The sequence below is a fragment of the Salinivibrio sp. SS2 genome, from assembly GCF_001722075.1.
Classification (GTDB): Bacteria; Pseudomonadota; Gammaproteobacteria; order Enterobacterales; family Vibrionaceae; genus Salinivibrio; species Salinivibrio proteolyticus.
Map to the genome: position 1 here is coordinate 16,392 of NZ_MEBP01000013.1, position 17,543 is coordinate 33,934.

Here is a 17,543-nt window from a genome sequence, read left to right on the forward strand (position 1 = left end):
CATGTTAACCGTGAGCCAGCGTTCGTTAACCGAGTTTGATCATATCGTGGTGATGGGTTTGGGGGTGACTGGATTATCCGTGGTGCGCTTTATTGCCCGCCATCATCCTCAGGCAACGATTCGCGTGATGGATTCGCGTCTTCAACCTCCGGGGTGTGATCAACTGCCGGCTCAGGTGACATTACATACCGGCAGCTGGCAGGAACAGTGGTTAGCCGACGCCGATCTGGTGGTGACCAACCCGGGCATTGCGCTGACGACGCCCGCGCTTGGCCCAGTTCATCAAGCGGGCATCCCCATCGTTGGCGATATTGAACTCTTTGCGTGGTATTGCGATAAGCCGGTGGTCGCTATCACCGGGTCGAACGGGAAAAGCACTGTCACCGCCTTAGTGGGCGAGATGGCCAAAGCAGCGGGTATCCGTGTGGGTGTGGGTGGCAATATCGGTGTCGCGGCGCTTGATTTACTCGACCAAGGGCATGACTTATATGTGCTGGAGCTGTCGAGCTTTCAACTGGAAACCACGGTGTCATTGGCGTTGAATGGCGCCGCGTTTTTAAACTTTTCTGAAGATCACATGGATCGTTACGACAGCTTGGCCGATTATCGCGCGGCCAAGTTACGTATTTTCGCTCACGCACACACCCGGATTGCCAACGCTGATGATAAAGCAACGCACAGTGAGCAACCTCTCGTTTTATTTGGCTTTCAGCACGGCGACTATCGTCTGATCAGCCATCAAGGCCAAGAGTGGCTCAGTGTGGAGGGTATTCCTGTTCTGCCCGTGGCCGAACTTGCGCTCGTTGGGCGTCATAATGTTGCCAATTGCTTAGCGGCAATGGCATTGGCAGACAGTGTCGGTATCGGTCGCGATGGACAAGTTCAGGCAATGCAAACCTATACTGGCTTGCCTCATCGTTGCCAGACGGTGGCAACGATCAACGGCGTAACTTGGGTGAATGATTCCAAAGCGACCAATGTGGCCAGCACGTTAGCCGCTTTGGATGGCTTAACGCTGCAAGGGCAGCTTCATCTGCTACTCGGTGGTGATGGTAAAGGTGCGGATTTTCAGGCGCTTCAACCTGTGTTGGATAAGCTGTCTGCCCAGCTATATTGCTTTGGGCAAGATGGTGACAAACTGGCTGCATTGAGCCGCTCGTCGCAGCGTTTTGATACCTTGGAGCAGGCGATTGATGTCATTGCCCAACACGTTGCACCGGGTGATATGGTGCTATTGTCACCAGCCTGTTCGAGCCTCGATCAGTTCGCCAACTTTATGGCACGTGGCGATGCCTTTGCCGATGCTGTCAAACAACTAACCGTGAGTGATGCCCGATGATACGCACTTGGCCCAAACAGTGTTGGTCTTGGCTGCGCACCCCATCGCCGGGTGTGCTCTATGATCGTCAACTTGTTTGGGTATCACTGTTATTGATGGTGATTGGTCTGGTGATGGTGACGTCGGCGTCTATCCCGGTCGCCCTTCGCTTGGCCGATGCCCCATTTTTATTTGCGAAACGGCACGCGATGTATCTCACGGTAGCCGTGATAGCGGCTGTGGTGGTGATGTATATTCCCGTACGGCTTTGGCAAAAATACAGTGGTTGGATGCTATTGCTGTCATCGGTGTTGCTGTTGGCCGTGTTAGCCATCGGGCGCTCGGTCAACGGCGCAGCGCGCTGGATCTCCATTGCTGGGATCAATGTTCAGCCTGCGGAGATTGCCAAGTTATCTCTATTTGTTTTTTTGGCAGGATACCTCGTCCGTCGTCATGGTGAGGTGCGCGAGCACTTTCGTGGCTTTGCGAAGCCGCTTGCGGTGCTGTTGTTATTTGCAAGCTTACTCCTTGCCCAGCCCGATTTAGGCTCAGTGGTGGTGATGTTTGTGACCACGGTGGGTATGTTGTTTATTGCCGGCGCCAAATTGTGGCAATTTATCGCGCTGCTGGTGGCAGGGCTTACGCTGGTGGGAGGCTTGATCATTGCAGAGCCTTATCGGGTGCGGCGTGTTACCGCTTTCCTTGACCCTTGGCAAGACCCGTTTGGCAGTGGCTATCAGCTCACCCAATCGTTAATGGCGTTTGGACGCGGTGATTGGTTTGGGCAAGGCTTGGGCAACTCGATTCAAAAATTGGAGTACTTGCCAGAAGCGCATACCGACTTTGTGTTCGCCGTGATTGCCGAAGAGCTAGGGCTGGTGGGCGTTAGTGTCATTTTGGTTTTAATTTTCTGCTTGGTCTTTAAAGCCTTATTTATTGGCAGACGTTGCCTTGAACAAGAACAATTGTTTGGTGGCTTTCTCGCCTTTGGTATCGGGATTTGGTTTGCGTTTCAAACCATGGTGAATGTGGGCGCTGCCGCGGGCATGCTGCCGACCAAGGGGCTGACGCTGCCTCTGATCAGTTATGGCGGTTCCAGCCTTTTGATCATGGCAATGGCGGTCGCCCTGCTGTTACGTATCGACCATGAGTACCGTTTAGCCACGGCCCAAGCCCATCAAATCAAGCATTATCAGGATAAAATTCAACACGATGAGCAGTAAACGTTTATTGGTAATGGCGGGGGGAACCGGTGGACATGTGTTTCCCGGCCTCGCGGTCGCCAAATATTTAGAGCAACAAGGCTGGCAGATCCGTTGGTTGGGTACTGCGGATCGCATGGAAGCGGATCTGGTTCCCAAACACGGCATTGATATTGAGTTTATTCGTGTCAAAGGCTTGATCGGTTCGGGCCTGATCCGCAAGCTGCGTGCGCCGTGGATGATCCTCAGCGCCATTTGGCAAGCGCGCCAAATCATTAAGCGCTACCAACCCGATGCGGTGTTGGGCATGGGCGGATACGTGAGTGGCCCCGGCGGCATCGCTGCTTGGCTCAGTGGTGTACCTGTGGTGCTTCATGAACAGAATGCGGTGGCTGGGTTAACCAACCAATGGTTGGCGAAAGTGGCTAAGCAAGTACTGCAAGCCTTTCCGGGAGCGTTTGAGGGTAAGCCTGTGGTCGGCAATCCGGTGCGCCGTGATGTGTGCACCTTGCCCTCACCGACAGCACGCTTTCGTGACCGCAACGGACCATTGCGTATTCTGGTGATGGGCGGCAGCCAAGGTGCGCGCATATTAAACCAAACCGTGCCTGTTGCGGTGGCAAAAACGGCGCAGCCGGTCATGGTGCGACACCAAGCCGGGAAAGGAAACGCGCAAAGCACAGAAGCGGCGTATCACGCAGAGGGAGTTACCGATGCGACCGTGACCGAGTTTATTGATGATGTTGCTAGTGCTTATGCTTGGGCCGATGTGGTGATTTGTCGCAGTGGCGCTTTGACGGTCTCGGAACTCGCAGCAGCCGGTGTGGGGGCGATCTTTGTGCCCTTTATGCATGCTGACCGTCAGCAAGCACTAAACGGTGATTACTTGGTTGAACGTGATGCAGCACTGATGATTGAACAGCCATCACTGACAGCCGCCACGCTGGCTGAGACAATTGACGGCTTAGACCGAGCGCGCCTCCTTACGATGGCGAACGCTGCGCGTGATGCCGCGATCATTGATGCGGATGCACGTGTGGCACAAGTGATTGCCGAACAAGCAAAATAATAGAGAAAAGATGAATGGGTAAATTGGATAATCAGCAGCTAGAAAAACTTCGCACCATGATCCCGGAAATGCGTCGGGTGAAACGGATCCACTTTGTGGGCATCGGCGGTGCGGGGATGTGTGGTATTGCTGAAGTGCTGATTAATGAAGGTTACCAAATAACCGGCTCGGATCTTGCACAAAATGTGGTCACCGAGCGTTTGGCATCCATGGGGGCAGAGATCTTTATCGGTCATCAAGCCAGTCATATCGAGAAAGCAAGCGTGGTGGTGGTCTCTACCGCCATCAAGCCCGATAATCCGGAAGTGGTCGCGGCAAAATCGCTCCGCATTCCGGTAGTTCGTCGTGCCGAAATGTTGGCTGAATTGATGCGATATCGGCACGGTATTGCCGTTGCCGGCACCCATGGTAAAACCACGACCACCGCATTAGTGACCCAGATTTATTCGGAAGCCGGTTTAGATCCCACTTTTGTCAATGGTGGATTAGTCAAAAGTGCTGGCACCAACGCGCGTTTGGGGAGTAGCCGATATTTGATTGCGGAAGCGGACGAAAGCGATGCCTCCTTTTTGCATTTACAACCTATGGTCGCCATCGTCACCAATATTGAAGCCGACCATATGGATACCTACGGCGGCAACTTTGAAACGCTAAAGCAAACCTTTATTGATTTTCTTCACAATCTGCCGTTTTACGGGTTAGCGGTGGTGTGTATTGATGACCCTGTGGTGCGCGCCCTGATCCCATCGATTGGTCGCCAAGTGATCACCTATGGCTTTTCTGATGATGCCGATGTGCGTTTGCACGATTATCACCAAAAAGGTCAGCGCGGGATTTTTAAAGTCACCCGTCCGGGACGCGAGACCTTGACCATAGAGCTCAATATTCCGGGACAACACAACGCATTAAACGCCAGTGCCGCGATTGCTGTCGCGACCGAAGACGGGGTGGATGACGCTGCGATTGTGCGTGCGCTTGCCAGTTTTGAAGGAACAGGACGTCGTTTCGACCAACTGGGCGAATTCCCTGTCGAGCAAGGAACGGCGTTATTGGTTGATGATTATGGTCACCATCCTAGTGAAGTGGATGTCACCATTAAAGCGGCACGCGCTGGCTGGCAAGATCACCGTTTGGTGATGATCTTTCAGCCGCACCGATACAGCCGTACCCGCGATCTCTATGATGATTTTGCCAATGTGCTGGAAAACGTGGATGTGCTGTTGATGTTAGATGTCTATTCCGCAGGAGAAACACCGATAGCGGGGGCTGACGGTCGAAGTTTGTGTCGCAGCATTCGGGCGCGAGGCAAGCTCGATCCGATTTTTGTGCCAAATGCCGAGTCGTTACCGGCCGCACTGGCCAATGTGCTGCAAGCGAATGACTTAGTTTTAACACAAGGCGCGGGTGACATTGGTAAAGTAGCGCGAAATTTAGCGGCAATGGCGTTGGATAAAGCAAAAATGGCACAACAAAAAACAAACTGATGTGATAAAAAGCTGTGTCATAATCGGACGATCCGAATAAAAAGACGGCTTTTTTCGCATCACAGAGCAAAATTGCTCGGAACAGATCTCAGCTTATTGATACAAAGCGTCAATCAAGTTGGAGCACGAGGCGCGGGATCGCTATAATCAGTCGGTTTTTTCGCTGGGTGTGTCAAGCTTGCTCGACACAAGGCGATAACAAAGGTATGAGCATGGTAAATGCGCTCACACGCATACAAGAAACGGTGAACCTTGAACGTCAGCAATGGGCGGGATTGGTGTTTCTTACCGCAGTCATTCTTTTGATGGTGACCGGCTTTGTGCGAGTGATTGATTGGATGAGCGATGAGCAGCAGCTGCCTTTGTCTCAGTTGGTTATCGAAGGCGCTCGGACTCAGGTCAGTGATCAGCAAGTGCGCGACGCTGTGTTGTCGGTCGGCACCTTGAAAAGTTTTATGCTGCAAGATGTGAATAGCATCCAGGCAAACATCGAGGCGCTGCCTTGGGTTAAGCATGTGGCGGTTCGCAAACAGTGGCCGAACACCTTGAAAGTCCATATTACCGAGTATCAAGCGCGAGCTATCTGGAATGGACAGAAGCTGTTAACGCCTGAGGGCGAGATTTTTGATGGCACGCCGGCGGATGTTGCAGGGCAGGATCTGGTGTCTTTGCACGGTATGCCAGAGAGTGCAAAAGAGGTGCTTGCCGCCAGTGAGACTTTAAATGCGCAGCTCAATCGCATTGGCTTGTCGATTCAAGCCTTATCACTGAACGAGCGACGCTCTTGGCGTATCGTGACACGCAGCGGCATACGGATTGAGTTGGGTCGAGAAGCACGAGAAGAGCGCTTAGCGCGGTTTGTGCACCTTTACCCTGAGATACAGCAACAACAAACACCGATCGCTTACGTGGACTTACGCTATGACACAGGTGCTGCCGTAGGTTGGAAAACAGAGACGGAAGAGACGACTAGCCAAGATTAAGAGATGGTGTGAATGAATAAAGCGACAGATAAATCACTGATTGTTGGACTGGATATCGGTACGTCCAAAGTGTCTGCGCTGGTCAGTGAAGTGCTGCCAGACGGCACCATCAACGTATTGGGCGTGGGGACCAGCCCGTCTCGTGGCATGGATAAAGGTGGCGTCAACGACCTAGAATCTGTGGTCAAATCCGTCCAGCGTGCGGTGAATGAAGCAGAAATGATGGCGGATTGCCAAATCAGTTCTGTGTATCTTTCTTTGTCAGGAAAGCACATTCACTGCCAGACTGAAAGAGGGATGGGTACGATTTCCGATGAGGAAGTGACCCAAGATGACGTTGACAATGTGATCCACACTGCCAAGTCAGTGAAGATTAGTGATGAGCAACGCGTGCTCCATGTGATCCCACAAGAATATAAAATTGACTATCAAGAAGGGATCAAAAACCCAGTGGGGTTGTCAGGTGTGCGTATGGAAGCCAGTGTGCACCTCATCACATGTCACAATGACACGGCAAAAAATATTGAGAAAGCGGTTGAACGCTGTGGTCTTAGAGTTGATCAACTGATTTTCTCCGGCTTGTCAGCAAGCCATGCGGTGATTACACCGGACGAACGTGAGCTGGGTGTCTGCGTTGTCGATATTGGCGGTGGTACCATGGATCTCGCAGTTTGGACGGGAGGCGCGCTGCGCCACGCAGAGGTTATCCCTTATGCGGGGAACGTGATTACCAGCGACATTGCTTACGCGTTCGGAACACCGCTTGCCGACGCAGAAGACATTAAAGTGAAGTATGGCTGCGCACTTAGCGAATTGGTCAGCAAGGATGCCAAAGTCAATGTGCCCAGTGTGGGCGGACGCCCGTCACGGACATTGCAGCGCCAGACACTGGCAGAAGTGATTGAGCCACGTTGTTCTGAGCTGTTGGGATTGGTCAATCAGAAGCTGGTTGCCATTCAAGACAAGCTACGCAGTGAAGGCGTGAAGCACCAGTTAGCCGCAGGCATTGTACTGACTGGCGGTGCGGCACAGATGCACGGTTTGGTCGAATGTGCTGAGCGTGTGTTTCAGAATCAAGTACGAGTTGGGCAGCCTGTGGGTGTCACCGGATTAACCGACTATGTACAAGCACCATGTTATGCAACAGCGGTTGGGCTTTTGCATTACGGCAAAGAAAACTTGCTGACAGAAACGAGTGAACCAGAGCAAAAGCGGGCTGTTGCCAGTTGGGTAAGCAAGCTGAGTAGCTGGTTTAAGAAAGAATTTTAACCCTGATGCGAACAGGAAGGACGGAGAGAACTCATGTTTGAACCGATGATGGAAATGTCTGACGATGCGGTAATTAAAGTCGTTGGCATTGGCGGTGGCGGCGGTAACGCTGTCGAGCATATGGTACGTGAGTCAATCGAAGGCGTTGACTTCATTAGTATTAACACTGACGCCCAAGCGTTGCGTAAAAGTAGCGTTGGCACCGTCATTCAAATTGGTGGTGACATCACCAAAGGCCTAGGCGCGGGGGCAAACCCTCAAGTAGGTCGAGATTCTGCCCTTGAAGATCGCGATGCGATTAAAGCTGAGCTCGAAGGTGCCGATATGGTATTTATCGCAGCAGGAATGGGCGGCGGTACTGGGACAGGTGCAGCACCTATCATCGCAGAAATTGCGAAAGAAATGGGTATCCTCACCGTTGCAGTGGTCACCAAACCATTTAGCTTCGAAGGTAAGAAGCGACTGGCCTTTGCTGAGCAAGGAATTGAAGAGCTGTCTAAGAATGTTGACTCGCTTATCACGATTCCTAACGAAAAACTGCTCAAAGTACTGGGTCGTGGCATAACCTTACTAGATGCGTTTGCGAAAGCGAATGATGTACTTCGTAACGCGGTGCAAGGTATTGCTGAGCTGATTACCCGTCCGGGCCACATTAACGTCGACTTTGCGGATGTCCGCACTGTGATGTCAGAGATGGGGCACGCCATGATGGGAAGCGGGGTTGCTACGGGAGAAGACCGAGCAGAAGAAGCGGCTGAAATGGCCATTTCTAGCCCGCTACTTGAGGACATCGACTTAGCAGGCGCACGCGGTGTGCTGGTGAACATTACCGCAGGTTTCGATATGCGTCTCGATGAATTCGAGACGGTCGGTAACACGGTTAAAGCGTTCGCCTCTGATAATGCGACTGTCGTGATTGGTACCTCGATGGATCCGGAAATGAGCGACGAGCTGCGAGTGACTGTGGTGGCAACGGGGATTGGCAACGAACGTAAGCCAGATATTACCTTGGTGACCAACGCACAGTCTGGGCAAGCACCGGCCGAGCCGAAAAAGGCACAGCCTTTGCAAGAAAAATCTCAGGCGGCAACGCCTGCGGCAAAAGAGCAGCCAGCTGCGTCGTCGTCAAACGCGGCGCCAAAATCGCAGACCGAGCATGATTATCTCGATATTCCTGCGTTTCTACGTAAGCAAGCTGACTAGTGCCAGTGCTTGGTTTGTAGCCAGCGATGTGCTATCATCACGCTCCCTTTGTCTAAGGTGACAGGGTAATGAGTGACGCAGAGCACACTTTTTTGAGAAAAAGTTGAGATAAGCCGATGATAAGACAGCGAACATTAAAAAGTATTGTCGAAACGACCGGTGTGGGCCTCCACTCTGGGCGTAAGGTTACGCTTACTCTGCGTCCGGCTCCTGCGAACACCGGCGTGATTTATCGCCGTACCGATATGGAGCCGCCGGTTGACTTTCCGGCTGATCCAGCGGATGTACGCGACACCATGCTGTGTACCGCGCTCGTCAATGACGAAGGCGTGCGTATCTCGACTGTCGAGCATTTAAGTGCCGCGATTGCCGGTATGGGCATCGATAACATTATTATCGAGGTCAATGCGCCAGAAATCCCGATTATGGATGGTAGCTCAAGCCCATTCATCTTCTTGCTGCAATCTGCCGGTATTGAAGTACAAAACGCACCAAAACGATTCATTCGCATTAAAAAACCTGTTCGCATTGAAGACGGCGACAAATGGGCAGAGCTGGTGCCGTATAACGGTTTCCGCCTCGATTTTGCCATCGACTTCAACCATCCTGCGATTGAATCAGAGCAACAAAATTTGGTGATGGACTTCTCGACACAGTCGTTTATCAAAGATATCAGTCGTGCGCGAACCTTTGGGTTTATGCGCGACATTGAATACCTACAATCACAGAACCTGTGTTTGGGCGGCAGCTTTGATTGCGCCATTGTTCTGGATGACTACCGCATCTTGAATGAAGAAGGTCTGCGCTTTGATAACGAATTAGTGAAGCACAAAGTGTTGGATGCAATTGGCGACCTATACATGTGTGGTCATAGCATCATCGGTGAAATGCGCGCCTATAAATCGGGCCATGCACTGAACAACCAGCTGCTGCGTGCGGTGTTGGCGGATCAAGAAGCGTGGGAGTGGGTGACGTTTGAAGAAACGGAAAAATCACCGGTTGCCTTTGCTGACCCAGATATGGTGCTTGCGTAATACTTGCACCTAAATAGGGCAGAGCTGCCTTGTCATGGTAAGTTGCTCAGCACCCTATTAAATCAAGCCAGAGTCACGACTCTGGCTTTTTTGTGTCTGTCGCTAGCTTGGCTAAGGCTTCTAAACGCGCTTTTAACTTTGGTGAGGCACATTGCCCCAGCTCATGCAGTAACTCACCCGAGGCTTTACTCAAATGACGCGTGGGTGTGGCGGCATCTTCTTCTTTATCCACGGCGGCCAAGGCTGGATTAATTTTCACTTCAATGGTGGTGAGACTGGCGAGGCCTTTTTGCCTTAATACAGACAAAAGGTGTTGGCGCTCGTAATTGAGCCGCATAGCCCAAGCTGCGCTGCCAGCTTCAACCACGAGCACGCCCTCACGATAGTTTGCTACCCGGCAAGCCTTAGAGGTTTCGCCCGGCAACAAGGCCAAGATCAACTTATTCAGCTTGGCGAGCTCAACAGCGCGTTGAGCGATATTGTTGTTGTCGCTCTCCAAGAGGTGCAACGTAGAGCGGGGTCGGTGATCTCGCATGGCTATTGTCTTTTTTATCGTCAATTCGGTGCGTGAACAGTCGCACAGCGTCTAATTTTTCCTAATTGATCCTATCTGTCCCTGATTATTCATAGGATGTCGGTCCAATTTCCCTTATTATAAGTGACCGAATCATTCACAGGTAAGTGTCGCATGGGTAGAGCGACAGGCATAGTGTTTTCAATGCAGCCTGTTAATTTCACAATCAGCTTCGCGGAAAATAAGTTGTTAAGCGGCACTGTCCGCCCTTGAATTCTTTCCGATTTGGCTCCACCTAATAAAGATGCGCGCATTGGCATCTTCTGTCGAATCGATGAACCATAGCCTATCCGCGTTGAACTGAATGCACACCAGCATCATTGCTGTGCAGCTGCCGCCCATGTGGGAAGACCATTAAAAAGAGTACCGGCAACGCCATGTTATCGAAAATCCTGACTAAAGTTATCGGAAGCCGTAATGACCGCACTTTGCGTCGGCTGCGAAAAGTCGTTGATGAAATCAACAAGCTAGAGCCCCAATTTGAATCCCTCAGTGATGATGCGCTAAAAGCGAAAACCGTCGAATTCCGAGAGCGTCTCGACCAAGGCGCCAGCTTGGACGATCTGCTTCCTGAAGCCTTTGCCACCGTCCGCGAAGCATCTAAGCGTGTGTTTGGTATGCGCCACTTCGATGTTCAGCTGATCGGGGGCATGGTGCTGCACAGTGGCCAGATTGCAGAAATGCGCACCGGTGAAGGTAAAACCCTGACGGCGACCTTGCCGTCTTATTTGAATGCACTGACAGGCAAATCCGTGCATATCGTTACCGTCAACGACTACTTGGCGCAACGTGACGCGGAAACAAACCGTCCGCTATTCGATTTTCTTGGCATGACGGTCGGCGTGAATGTGCCGAACATGCCACCGGAAGCGAAGAAAGCCGCTTACGCGTGTGACATTCTTTACGGAACCAACAACGAATTTGGTTTCGACTACCTGCGCGACAACATGGCGTTTCGTGCGGAAGATCGCGTGCAGCGCGATCGCTACTTCTCAATTGTCGATGAGGTGGACTCCATCTTGATTGATGAGGCGCGTACACCACTGATTATTTCAGGGCCAGCAGAAGATAGCTCAGAAATGTATCAGCGGATCAACGCGTTGATCCCTCAGCTCGAAAAGCAAGACGAAGAAGACTCAGAAGAATATCGTGGCGATGGGCATTACACCGTCGATGAGAAAGCCAAACAGGTCTACATGACCGAAAACGGCCAAGAGTTTGTCGAAGAGCTGCTAAAGAAAAACGGCTTGATGGCAGAAGACGATACACTGTATTCGCCCGCGAATATTAGCTTGTTGCACCATATTAACGCCGCACTCCGTGCCCATGTGCTGTTTGAGCGCGACGTAGATTACATTGTTAAAGAAGACGAAGTGATCATCGTTGATGAGCACACCGGCCGTACCATGCCGGGACGTCGTTGGTCTGAAGGGTTACACCAAGCGGTGGAAGCCAAAGAAGGGGTGAAAATCCAAAACGAGAACCAGACACTGGCCTCGATCACCTTCCAGAACTTCTTCCGACTCTATGAAAAGCTGTCAGGGATGACAGGGACCGCGGACACCGAAGCCTTTGAGTTCCAGTCGATTTATGGATTGGATACCGTGGTTATTCCGACCAACCGCCCGATGGTGCGTAAAGATCATGCTGATCAGGTTTATATGACCGAGCGTGAGAAATTTGCCGCGATTATTGAAGACATTAAAACGCGAGCGAAAGCAGGCCAGCCGGTACTCGTCGGGACCGTCTCGATTGAAAAATCAGAGCTTCTTTCTAATGCGCTGAAAAAAGATGGCATCAAGCACCAAGTCCTCAACGCGAAATTCCACGCCCACGAAGCCGAAATCGTTGAACAAGCCGGTTATCCGGGCACCGTGACGATTGCAACCAACATGGCCGGTCGTGGTACGGATATTGTTCTAGGCGGTAGCTGGAAGCAGGTACTGGGTGATATTGACGAGCCAACAGACGCACAAGTCGAAGCGGCGAAAGAGAAATGGCAGCAACTCCACGACCAAGTGGTTGAGGCGGGTGGCCTGCACATTATTGGTACGGAGCGTCACGAGTCACGCCGTATTGATAACCAGCTTCGTGGTCGTGCTGGTCGTCAAGGTGACCCAGGTTCGACGCGTTTTTATCTGTCGATGGAAGACTCACTGATGCGCATTTTTGCCTCAGAAAAAGTCTCTAACATGATGAAACGCCTCGGGATGGGTGAAGGTGAAGCGATTGAACACCCTTGGGTGAACAAGGCGATTGAAAACGCGCAACGTAAAGTAGAAGGACGTAACTTCGACATTCGTAAGCAGCTGCTGGAATTCGATGATGTGGCCAACGATCAGCGTAAAGTGGTCTACGAATTGCGTGACGCGCTGCTGGTTTCCAGCGATATCAGTGAAATGATTGAGCATAACCGTGAAGATGTGGTGAATGCACTGGTTAGCCAATATATTCCGCCGCAATCGTTGGAAGAAATGTGGGATATTGCCGGCCTAGAGCAGCGCTTAAAAGCAGACTTTGATATCGAATTGCCTATCCAACAATGGTTGGATGAAGACGACAAGCTGTATGAAGAATTATTGCGTGAGCGAATTCTGTCATCGCTGATTGATGTCTATAAGAGCAAAGAAGCGGCGGTGGGTGCTGAAACACTGCGCAACTTCGAAAAAGCGGTCATGCTGCAAACTTTGGATACGCTGTGGAAAGAGCATTTGGCGGCGATGGATCACCTGCGCCAAGGTATCCACCTGCGCGGCTATGCGCAAAAGAATCCGAAGCAGGAGTACAAGCGTGAATCGTTCGAGCTGTTTGAAGACATGCTAGAAGCGCTAAAAACCGACGTGATCACCACACTCAGCCGCGTTCGTGTGCAACAGCCTGATGACGTTGAGCGTATGGAAGCGGAGCGTCAAGCACGTGCAGAGCAAGCGGCTCGCCAACAGCAAGTGAATCATGCCAAAGCCGATAACCCACTCAGTGACGGCGAGGCGAATGTTTCAGGCAACGAAACTGTGGTGCGCGATGGACGAAAAGTTGGCCGTAATGAGCCGTGTCCATGCGGATCAGGGAAGAAATTTAAACAATGTCACGGTAAAATCTAACCCTGACTATGTATGACTAAAAAGGCCGTTCAGCGGCCTTTTTTTATACCCCAAGACGCGCGTTCGCTGACGTGCTTGCATCCATATCAACAGACAGTGGATAGCGCGTAGGCGGTAGTAAGTAGGAGTATTCATGAAACGGGTAAGTATTGCCGCTGGTGTGATTGTTAATGCCGCGCAAGATAAGATATTTATTACACGTCGCCATGCAGATGTGCACCAAGGCGGAAAGTGGGAATTCCCCGGCGGAAAAATTGAAGCCAACGAGACACCGCGCCAAGCCGTGGTGCGGGAGCTGCGTGAAGAAGTGGGAATTGATGCCACCGACGTCAGCCCCTTTATTTCGCTAGACTTTGATTTTCCAGATAAAGCGTTAAGCTTTGATTTTTTCTTAGTCAGTCGCTTTGAAGGGGAACCGCAAGGGCAGGAAGGTCAGCATGGTGAGTGGGCACCGATTGCGCGTTTATCCGAGTATACCTTCCCTGAAGCGAATGACGCGGTGCTTGAGAAAATCCGTGCTCGATTTTAAGCACGGATCGTTCGTCTTGGCAGGTGGAGATTACTCCGCCTGTCCTTCTGACCACAGGTCGTCATCAGAGCTGTCTGGTGCACCGGGAATCGCCTTTTCTTCATTGGCCCATTCTCCTAAATCAATCAACTGACAACGTTTGCTGCAAAACGGGCGATGCGGGCTGATTTCGCCCCAAACAACAGGTTGTTGGCAGGTTGGACATTTCACCACCGCGGGGGTATCACTCACGCTCATCTCCTTAACAGACACTGATAAATACCGGCATATTGTCGGCGACCTCGCGATCATCGTCAAATGGCATAAAACGGATCGCAAAACGGTTTTTGTGTCCTGAAACTAACGGATAAACGCCCAGATCGGGGTTAACCTGAATCCGGATCAGGCACGCGCCATCAGCGTCTTGTTGATAGAAGCCTTGCTTAACCTCGACATGCCCACCTTGTGCGCTTTCTCGGGTCAGTTGCAACCAAAATGCTAGGGCATGACGCAGCGGTGATAGTGTGGCGAGCCAGCCATTAATCGCGTTTTGGCGGGCGGCCAAAGGCTGATGTAACCAATAGTGGAAAATGGGTAAATCAAAACTACAGCTGCCACCGGGAATGGAGAATCGCTGTTTGATGCTGGTCAGGAAGCGATCTTCGCGTAGCGCTTGGCCAAAACGCTTGGCTTGCAAGACCGCACGTTGGTGCTCGGCCAATTGCTCGAGCAGTTGTTGCAGCTGCTGTTGATCGACCTGTGGCACATGCGCCCAAGCGTTGAGCTTTTTCTTGAGCTTATCCAAATCCTTGGCAAGATCCGCTTTCACTTGCACTTGTTCGAGAATTTCCAGCAAATCAAATAGACTGCGGAAAAATTGAATATGGTGGCAAGGGGCCGATAATCCGCTCACTTCGTCCAATTGATCGAGCAGGTACTCTAGGCGCAAATAAATTCGCACCTGTTCATTGAGTGGGTGTTCATACAAAGTGAGGCTGGTCATAAATGTTTCGCGATCCTATCCGGTTACTCCCCGGTGTGATGTTGGGCGGCCAAGGTTAAATACGTCTGGTGTAAGGCATCAATCTGGTGTTGGAGTTCCGTCTCTGGTTGATCATTGTTGATGATGTCGTCGGCGACCGCAAGTCGCTGCGCACGGGTTGCTTGGGCAGCCAGAATGGCATCCACTTGCTGGCGGCTCACGCCGTCTCGCTTTAATGTCCGTGCAATTTGGGTTTGCTCATCAACATCGACCACCAAAATGCGATCCGCTAATGCCATAAGGTTATTTTCCACCAATAACGGCACCACAAGCAAACAGTAGGAAGAGCGTGCTTGCGCGCAAGCGCTGATCATCTGGGTACGGATCATTGGGTGCAGTAAGTCATCCAACCACCGTTTGTCGTCTGGGTGTGAAAAGACCCGCTCTCTGAGCCAAGCGCGATTCAATTGCCCATCGGGCAGCAGGGCTGATTCACCAAAGCGCGCGGCGATTGCCGCAAGCCCTTCACTGCCAACCGCCACCACATCGCGTGCAATCACATCTGCATCAATCACCTCAATGCCTTTGGCCGCAAACTGGTTGGCAACCGTGGTTTTGCCGCTACCGATACCACCAGTAAGCCCAATCACTAATCCCATTAACGCACTCCCAATAGTTGTGAAAGGTACCAGTGTAACAGGCCATCCCCCCACAGGAGGCAGACCCAGCCGGCGATCGCAATAAAAGGACCAAAGGCGAAAGGTTGCTGCAGCCCTTGCTGCTGACGGCGGAGTAGGATCGCGCCAATCACGGCGCCACTTAATGAGGCCAGCAGGATCAATAGCGGCAGTACTTGCCATCCCAGCCACGCCCCCAAGGCGGCAAAGAGCTTAAAGTCGCCATAGCCCATGCCTTCTTTGCCGGTGGTGAGCTTAAAGGCCCAAAAGAGGCTCCAAAGGCTGACATAACCGACCATGGCACCAATGACACTCTCACTGAGGGTGACGGGGCTGATGCCGATCAGCGCAAGGCCGATGCCGGACCACATCAAGGGTAAGGTGAGTTGATCGGGCAGCAGCAGGGTTTCCCAATCAATCAAGGTTAAGGCTAACAACACTAAACTAGCCGCCATCACCGCGATGGCCCATGTCGGGGAGGTGAAAAGCCATGCGGGGAACATGCAAAGTATCGCGCCGGTCAGCTCCACCAATGGATAGCGTTTACTGATGGGATGTTGGCAATGGCGGCAGCGGCCTTTTAAAGCCAGCCAACTGAGTAGCGGAATATTGTCATACCAGCGAATGGTTTGCTCACAGGCCGGACAGTGAGACGCGGGAAGGCACAAATCAAAACGCTGCCCATCGGGGGCCTCAATGTTTGCATCAGGAAAGGTGGCTAAGCATTCTTGGCGCCAACGACGCGCCATCATGATCGGCAAACGTGCGATGACCACATTTAAAAAGCTACCGATAATCAGGCCGAATAGGCCGGCAAGAACGATGAATAACGGCGATGAGAATATCAACATGGGACCTTCTGGGTATAAACCTTGTGCGCATCATAGCGCCTTGTGGCGAGAGACTCTATCTTGGCTAGCCAAGAACGGACATCAGATTGAAAATCGGTAAATACATGGCCACCACCAAGCCGCCAATCAATAGCCCCAGCACTAAAATTAACAGGGGCTCGATGATTTTACCGAGGTTGTCCACGGTGTTATCGACTTCGGCTTCATAGATTTGCGCGATGCGGTTGAGCATATTATCGAGTGAGCCCGACTCTTCGCCAATCATCACCATTTGGGTCACCATCACAGGGAAGCTGTCGCTGTCACGCAGTGCTTGGTGGAGTGGAATCCCCGTTGCGGTGTGCTGATACACTGCATTAAGCGCGTGAACATAATAAGCGTTGGTCATGGATTTTGTTGCCGCTTGTAAGCCAGAAAGTAACGGAATACCAGCACTAAAGGTGGTGGCGAGGGTACGAGAAAATTTGGCAATGCAGGCTTTACTCACCACTTCACCAATGACGGGCAGTCGCAGTAGCCAGCGATCATAGTAATAGTGGTAAGTCGCGTTTTTACGCTGCAGCAATTGGTGGGCAGCGGCAAGGCCCGTCATCATCAGTGTGATGGTCAATGCGTGTTGGCTCACGATGTCGGATAAGGCGAGCACTTGTTGTGTCAGCCAAGGTAGCTCGGCGCCGAAGGAGTCAAAAATATGTTTAAACTTCGGGATCACGAATACCAGCAGATAGGCACTCACTCCCAAGGCCACGCTGATCACTATGCTGGGATAGATCATGGCTTTAATCACTTTACTGCGAAGCTGCGCCTGTTTTTCACGATACAAGGTTAAACGGGCAAAGACCTGCGGCAACTGCCCGGTTTGCTCGCCTGTTGCGACCAGATCGCAGTAGAAGCGATCAAACAAGGGACTCGCTTGCGCCAACGCATCGCTTAAACTGGTGCCCGCTTCGAGTTGCTGGCGAATATGACGCACCAGCAAGCGCATCTCGGCTTTGACCTGATTGAGCGCGATGAGGTTGAGGGCCTGTACGATAGGGATCCCAGACTCTAGCAGGGTGGTGAGATCGCGGGAAAACTGAGTGATATCTGCCGCTTTGGCTTTGTGACGACGCTGCTGAAAGCTCGATAGTCGACGGCGAATGATGCGTGTGGGCAAGATCGATTGGCTCGCCAGCTGTTGGCGAGCATCCTGCTCGGTATAGGCGAACACCTGGCCTTTTTTGTCGCCGCCTGCAGCGGCTTGGCGCCAATGAAAGAGAAACAGCGTGGGTTTGGCCATGAAGACTCC

16 protein-coding genes are annotated in these 17,543 nt (G+C 51.9%); 10 read left to right on the plus strand and 6 right to left on the minus strand.

Annotated elements, in window-relative coordinates; translation table 11 throughout:
• The first annotated feature begins 1 nt into the window (after window position 1).
• From murD to lpxC, 8 genes are all read left to right on the plus strand, one after another.
• Window positions 2-1,339: a UDP-N-acetylmuramoyl-L-alanine--D-glutamate ligase gene (gene murD / locus BGK46_RS00940; RefSeq protein ID WP_069586597.1), complete on the plus strand. Its 1,338-nt coding sequence runs from the start codon at window positions 2-4 to the stop codon at window positions 1,337-1,339.
• On the plus strand, window positions 1,336-2,541 hold the full coding sequence (gene ftsW / locus BGK46_RS00945; protein ID WP_069586598.1) for a cell division protein FtsW: 1,206 nt from the start codon (window positions 1,336-1,338) through the stop codon (window positions 2,539-2,541). The genes murD and ftsW overlap by 4 nt, the downstream gene beginning before the upstream one ends.
• Window positions 2,531-3,589 carry an undecaprenyldiphospho-muramoylpentapeptide beta-N-acetylglucosaminyltransferase gene (gene murG / locus BGK46_RS00950; RefSeq protein WP_069586599.1) on the plus strand — a complete coding sequence of 353 codons (1,059 nt, stop codon included), beginning with the start codon at window positions 2,531-2,533 and terminating at the stop codon, window positions 3,587-3,589. The genes ftsW and murG overlap by 11 nt, the downstream gene beginning before the upstream one ends.
• A gap of 14 nt (window positions 3,590-3,603) precedes the next feature.
• Window positions 3,604-5,073, plus strand: a complete 1,470-nt coding sequence (gene murC / locus BGK46_RS00955; protein WP_069586600.1) for a UDP-N-acetylmuramate--L-alanine ligase — start codon at window positions 3,604-3,606, stop codon at window positions 5,071-5,073.
• Window positions 5,074-5,285: 212 nt separating this feature from the next.
• The gene (locus BGK46_RS00960) at window positions 5,286-6,056 is read left to right on the plus strand and encodes a cell division protein FtsQ/DivIB (RefSeq protein WP_139130704.1); all 771 of its coding nucleotides are present in this window, start codon (window positions 5,286-5,288) and stop codon (window positions 6,054-6,056) included.
• 12 nt (window positions 6,057-6,068) lie between these two features.
• Window positions 6,069-7,325, plus strand: a complete 1,257-nt coding sequence (ftsA, locus tag BGK46_RS00965) for a cell division protein FtsA (RefSeq protein ID WP_069586602.1) — start codon at window positions 6,069-6,071, stop codon at window positions 7,323-7,325.
• A 33-nt stretch (window positions 7,326-7,358) separates the two neighbouring features.
• Entirely contained in the window at window positions 7,359-8,528 is a 1,170-nt protein-coding gene (gene ftsZ / locus BGK46_RS00970; RefSeq protein WP_069586603.1) for a cell division protein FtsZ, read from the plus strand.
• 116 nt (window positions 8,529-8,644) lie between these two features.
• Complete coding sequence (gene lpxC, locus BGK46_RS00975) at window positions 8,645-9,562, plus strand: UDP-3-O-acyl-N-acetylglucosamine deacetylase (RefSeq protein WP_069586604.1); 918 nt, start codon at window positions 8,645-8,647, stop codon at window positions 9,560-9,562.
• 73 nt (window positions 9,563-9,635) lie between these two features.
• Here lpxC and BGK46_RS00980 read toward each other — a convergent pair whose 3' ends face one another.
• On the minus strand, window positions 9,636-10,097 hold the full coding sequence (locus tag BGK46_RS00980; protein WP_069586605.1) for a DUF721 domain-containing protein: 462 nt from the start codon (window positions 10,095-10,097) through the stop codon (window positions 9,636-9,638).
• A gap of 416 nt (window positions 10,098-10,513) precedes the next feature.
• On the opposite strand from BGK46_RS00980, the gene secA reads away from it, so the two are divergent.
• Both secA and mutT read left to right on the plus strand, forming a co-directional pair.
• Window positions 10,514-13,237, plus strand: a complete 2,724-nt coding sequence (gene secA, locus BGK46_RS00985; RefSeq protein ID WP_069586606.1) for a preprotein translocase subunit SecA — start codon at window positions 10,514-10,516, stop codon at window positions 13,235-13,237.
• Between the two features lie 133 nt (window positions 13,238-13,370).
• On the plus strand, window positions 13,371-13,766 hold the full coding sequence (gene mutT, locus BGK46_RS00990) for an 8-oxo-dGTP diphosphatase MutT (protein ID WP_069586607.1): 396 nt from the start codon (window positions 13,371-13,373) through the stop codon (window positions 13,764-13,766).
• 30 nt (window positions 13,767-13,796) lie between these two features.
• Here mutT and yacG read toward each other — a convergent pair whose 3' ends face one another.
• The 5 genes from yacG to BGK46_RS01015 all read right to left on the minus strand — a co-directional run bounded on the left by yacG (window position 13,797) and on the right by BGK46_RS01015 (window position 17,534).
• Entirely contained in the window at window positions 13,797-14,003 is a 207-nt protein-coding gene (gene yacG / locus BGK46_RS00995) for a DNA gyrase inhibitor YacG (protein WP_069586608.1), read from the minus strand.
• 4 nt (window positions 14,004-14,007) lie between these two features.
• A complete protein-coding gene (gene zapD / locus BGK46_RS01000; protein WP_069586609.1) occupies window positions 14,008-14,748 on the minus strand; it encodes a cell division protein ZapD in 741 nt (246 codons plus the stop codon).
• 23 nt (window positions 14,749-14,771) lie between these two features.
• Window positions 14,772-15,386, minus strand: coding sequence for a dephospho-CoA kinase (coaE, locus tag BGK46_RS01005; protein WP_069586610.1), 615 nt, complete (start codon window positions 15,384-15,386; stop codon window positions 14,772-14,774).
• Window positions 15,386-16,255, minus strand: coding sequence for a prepilin peptidase (locus tag BGK46_RS01010; RefSeq protein WP_069586611.1), 870 nt, complete (start codon window positions 16,253-16,255; stop codon window positions 15,386-15,388). The genes coaE and BGK46_RS01010 overlap by 1 nt, the downstream gene beginning before the upstream one ends.
• A 64-nt stretch (window positions 16,256-16,319) precedes the next feature.
• Window positions 16,320-17,534 carry a type II secretion system F family protein gene (locus BGK46_RS01015; protein ID WP_069586612.1) on the minus strand — a complete coding sequence of 405 codons (1,215 nt, stop codon included), beginning with the start codon at window positions 17,532-17,534 and terminating at the stop codon, window positions 16,320-16,322.
• Window positions 17,535-17,543: the final 9 nt, after the last annotated feature.

Coding starts and splice junctions, on each gene's coding strand:
- murD (WP_069586597.1), top strand. CDS start 2: ATGTTAACCGTGAGCCAGCGTTCGTTAACCGAGTTTGATCATATCGTG.
- ftsW (WP_069586598.1), top strand. CDS start 1,336: ATGATACGCACTTGGCCCAAACAGTGTTGGTCTTGGCTGCGCACCCCA.
- murG (WP_069586599.1), top strand. CDS start 2,531: ATGAGCAGTAAACGTTTATTGGTAATGGCGGGGGGAACCGGTGGACAT.
- murC (WP_069586600.1), top strand. CDS start 3,604: ATGGGTAAATTGGATAATCAGCAGCTAGAAAAACTTCGCACCATGATC.
- BGK46_RS00960 (WP_139130704.1), top strand. CDS start 5,286: ATGGTAAATGCGCTCACACGCATACAAGAAACGGTGAACCTTGAACGT.
- ftsA (WP_069586602.1), top strand. CDS start 6,069: ATGAATAAAGCGACAGATAAATCACTGATTGTTGGACTGGATATCGGT.
- ftsZ (WP_069586603.1), top strand. CDS start 7,359: ATGTTTGAACCGATGATGGAAATGTCTGACGATGCGGTAATTAAAGTC.
- lpxC (WP_069586604.1), top strand. CDS start 8,645: ATGATAAGACAGCGAACATTAAAAAGTATTGTCGAAACGACCGGTGTG.
- BGK46_RS00980 (WP_069586605.1), bottom strand. CDS start 10,097: ATGCGAGATCACCGACCCCGCTCTACGTTGCACCTCTTGGAGAGCGAC.
- secA (WP_069586606.1), top strand. CDS start 10,514: ATGTTATCGAAAATCCTGACTAAAGTTATCGGAAGCCGTAATGACCGC.
- mutT (WP_069586607.1), top strand. CDS start 13,371: ATGAAACGGGTAAGTATTGCCGCTGGTGTGATTGTTAATGCCGCGCAA.
- yacG (WP_069586608.1), bottom strand. CDS start 14,003: ATGAGCGTGAGTGATACCCCCGCGGTGGTGAAATGTCCAACCTGCCAA.
- zapD (WP_069586609.1), bottom strand. CDS start 14,748: ATGACCAGCCTCACTTTGTATGAACACCCACTCAATGAACAGGTGCGA.
- coaE (WP_069586610.1), bottom strand. CDS start 15,386: ATGGGATTAGTGATTGGGCTTACTGGTGGTATCGGTAGCGGCAAAACC.
- BGK46_RS01010 (WP_069586611.1), bottom strand. CDS start 16,255: ATGTTGATATTCTCATCGCCGTTATTCATCGTTCTTGCCGGCCTATTC.
- BGK46_RS01015 (WP_069586612.1), bottom strand. CDS start 17,534: ATGGCCAAACCCACGCTGTTTCTCTTTCATTGGCGCCAAGCCGCTGCA.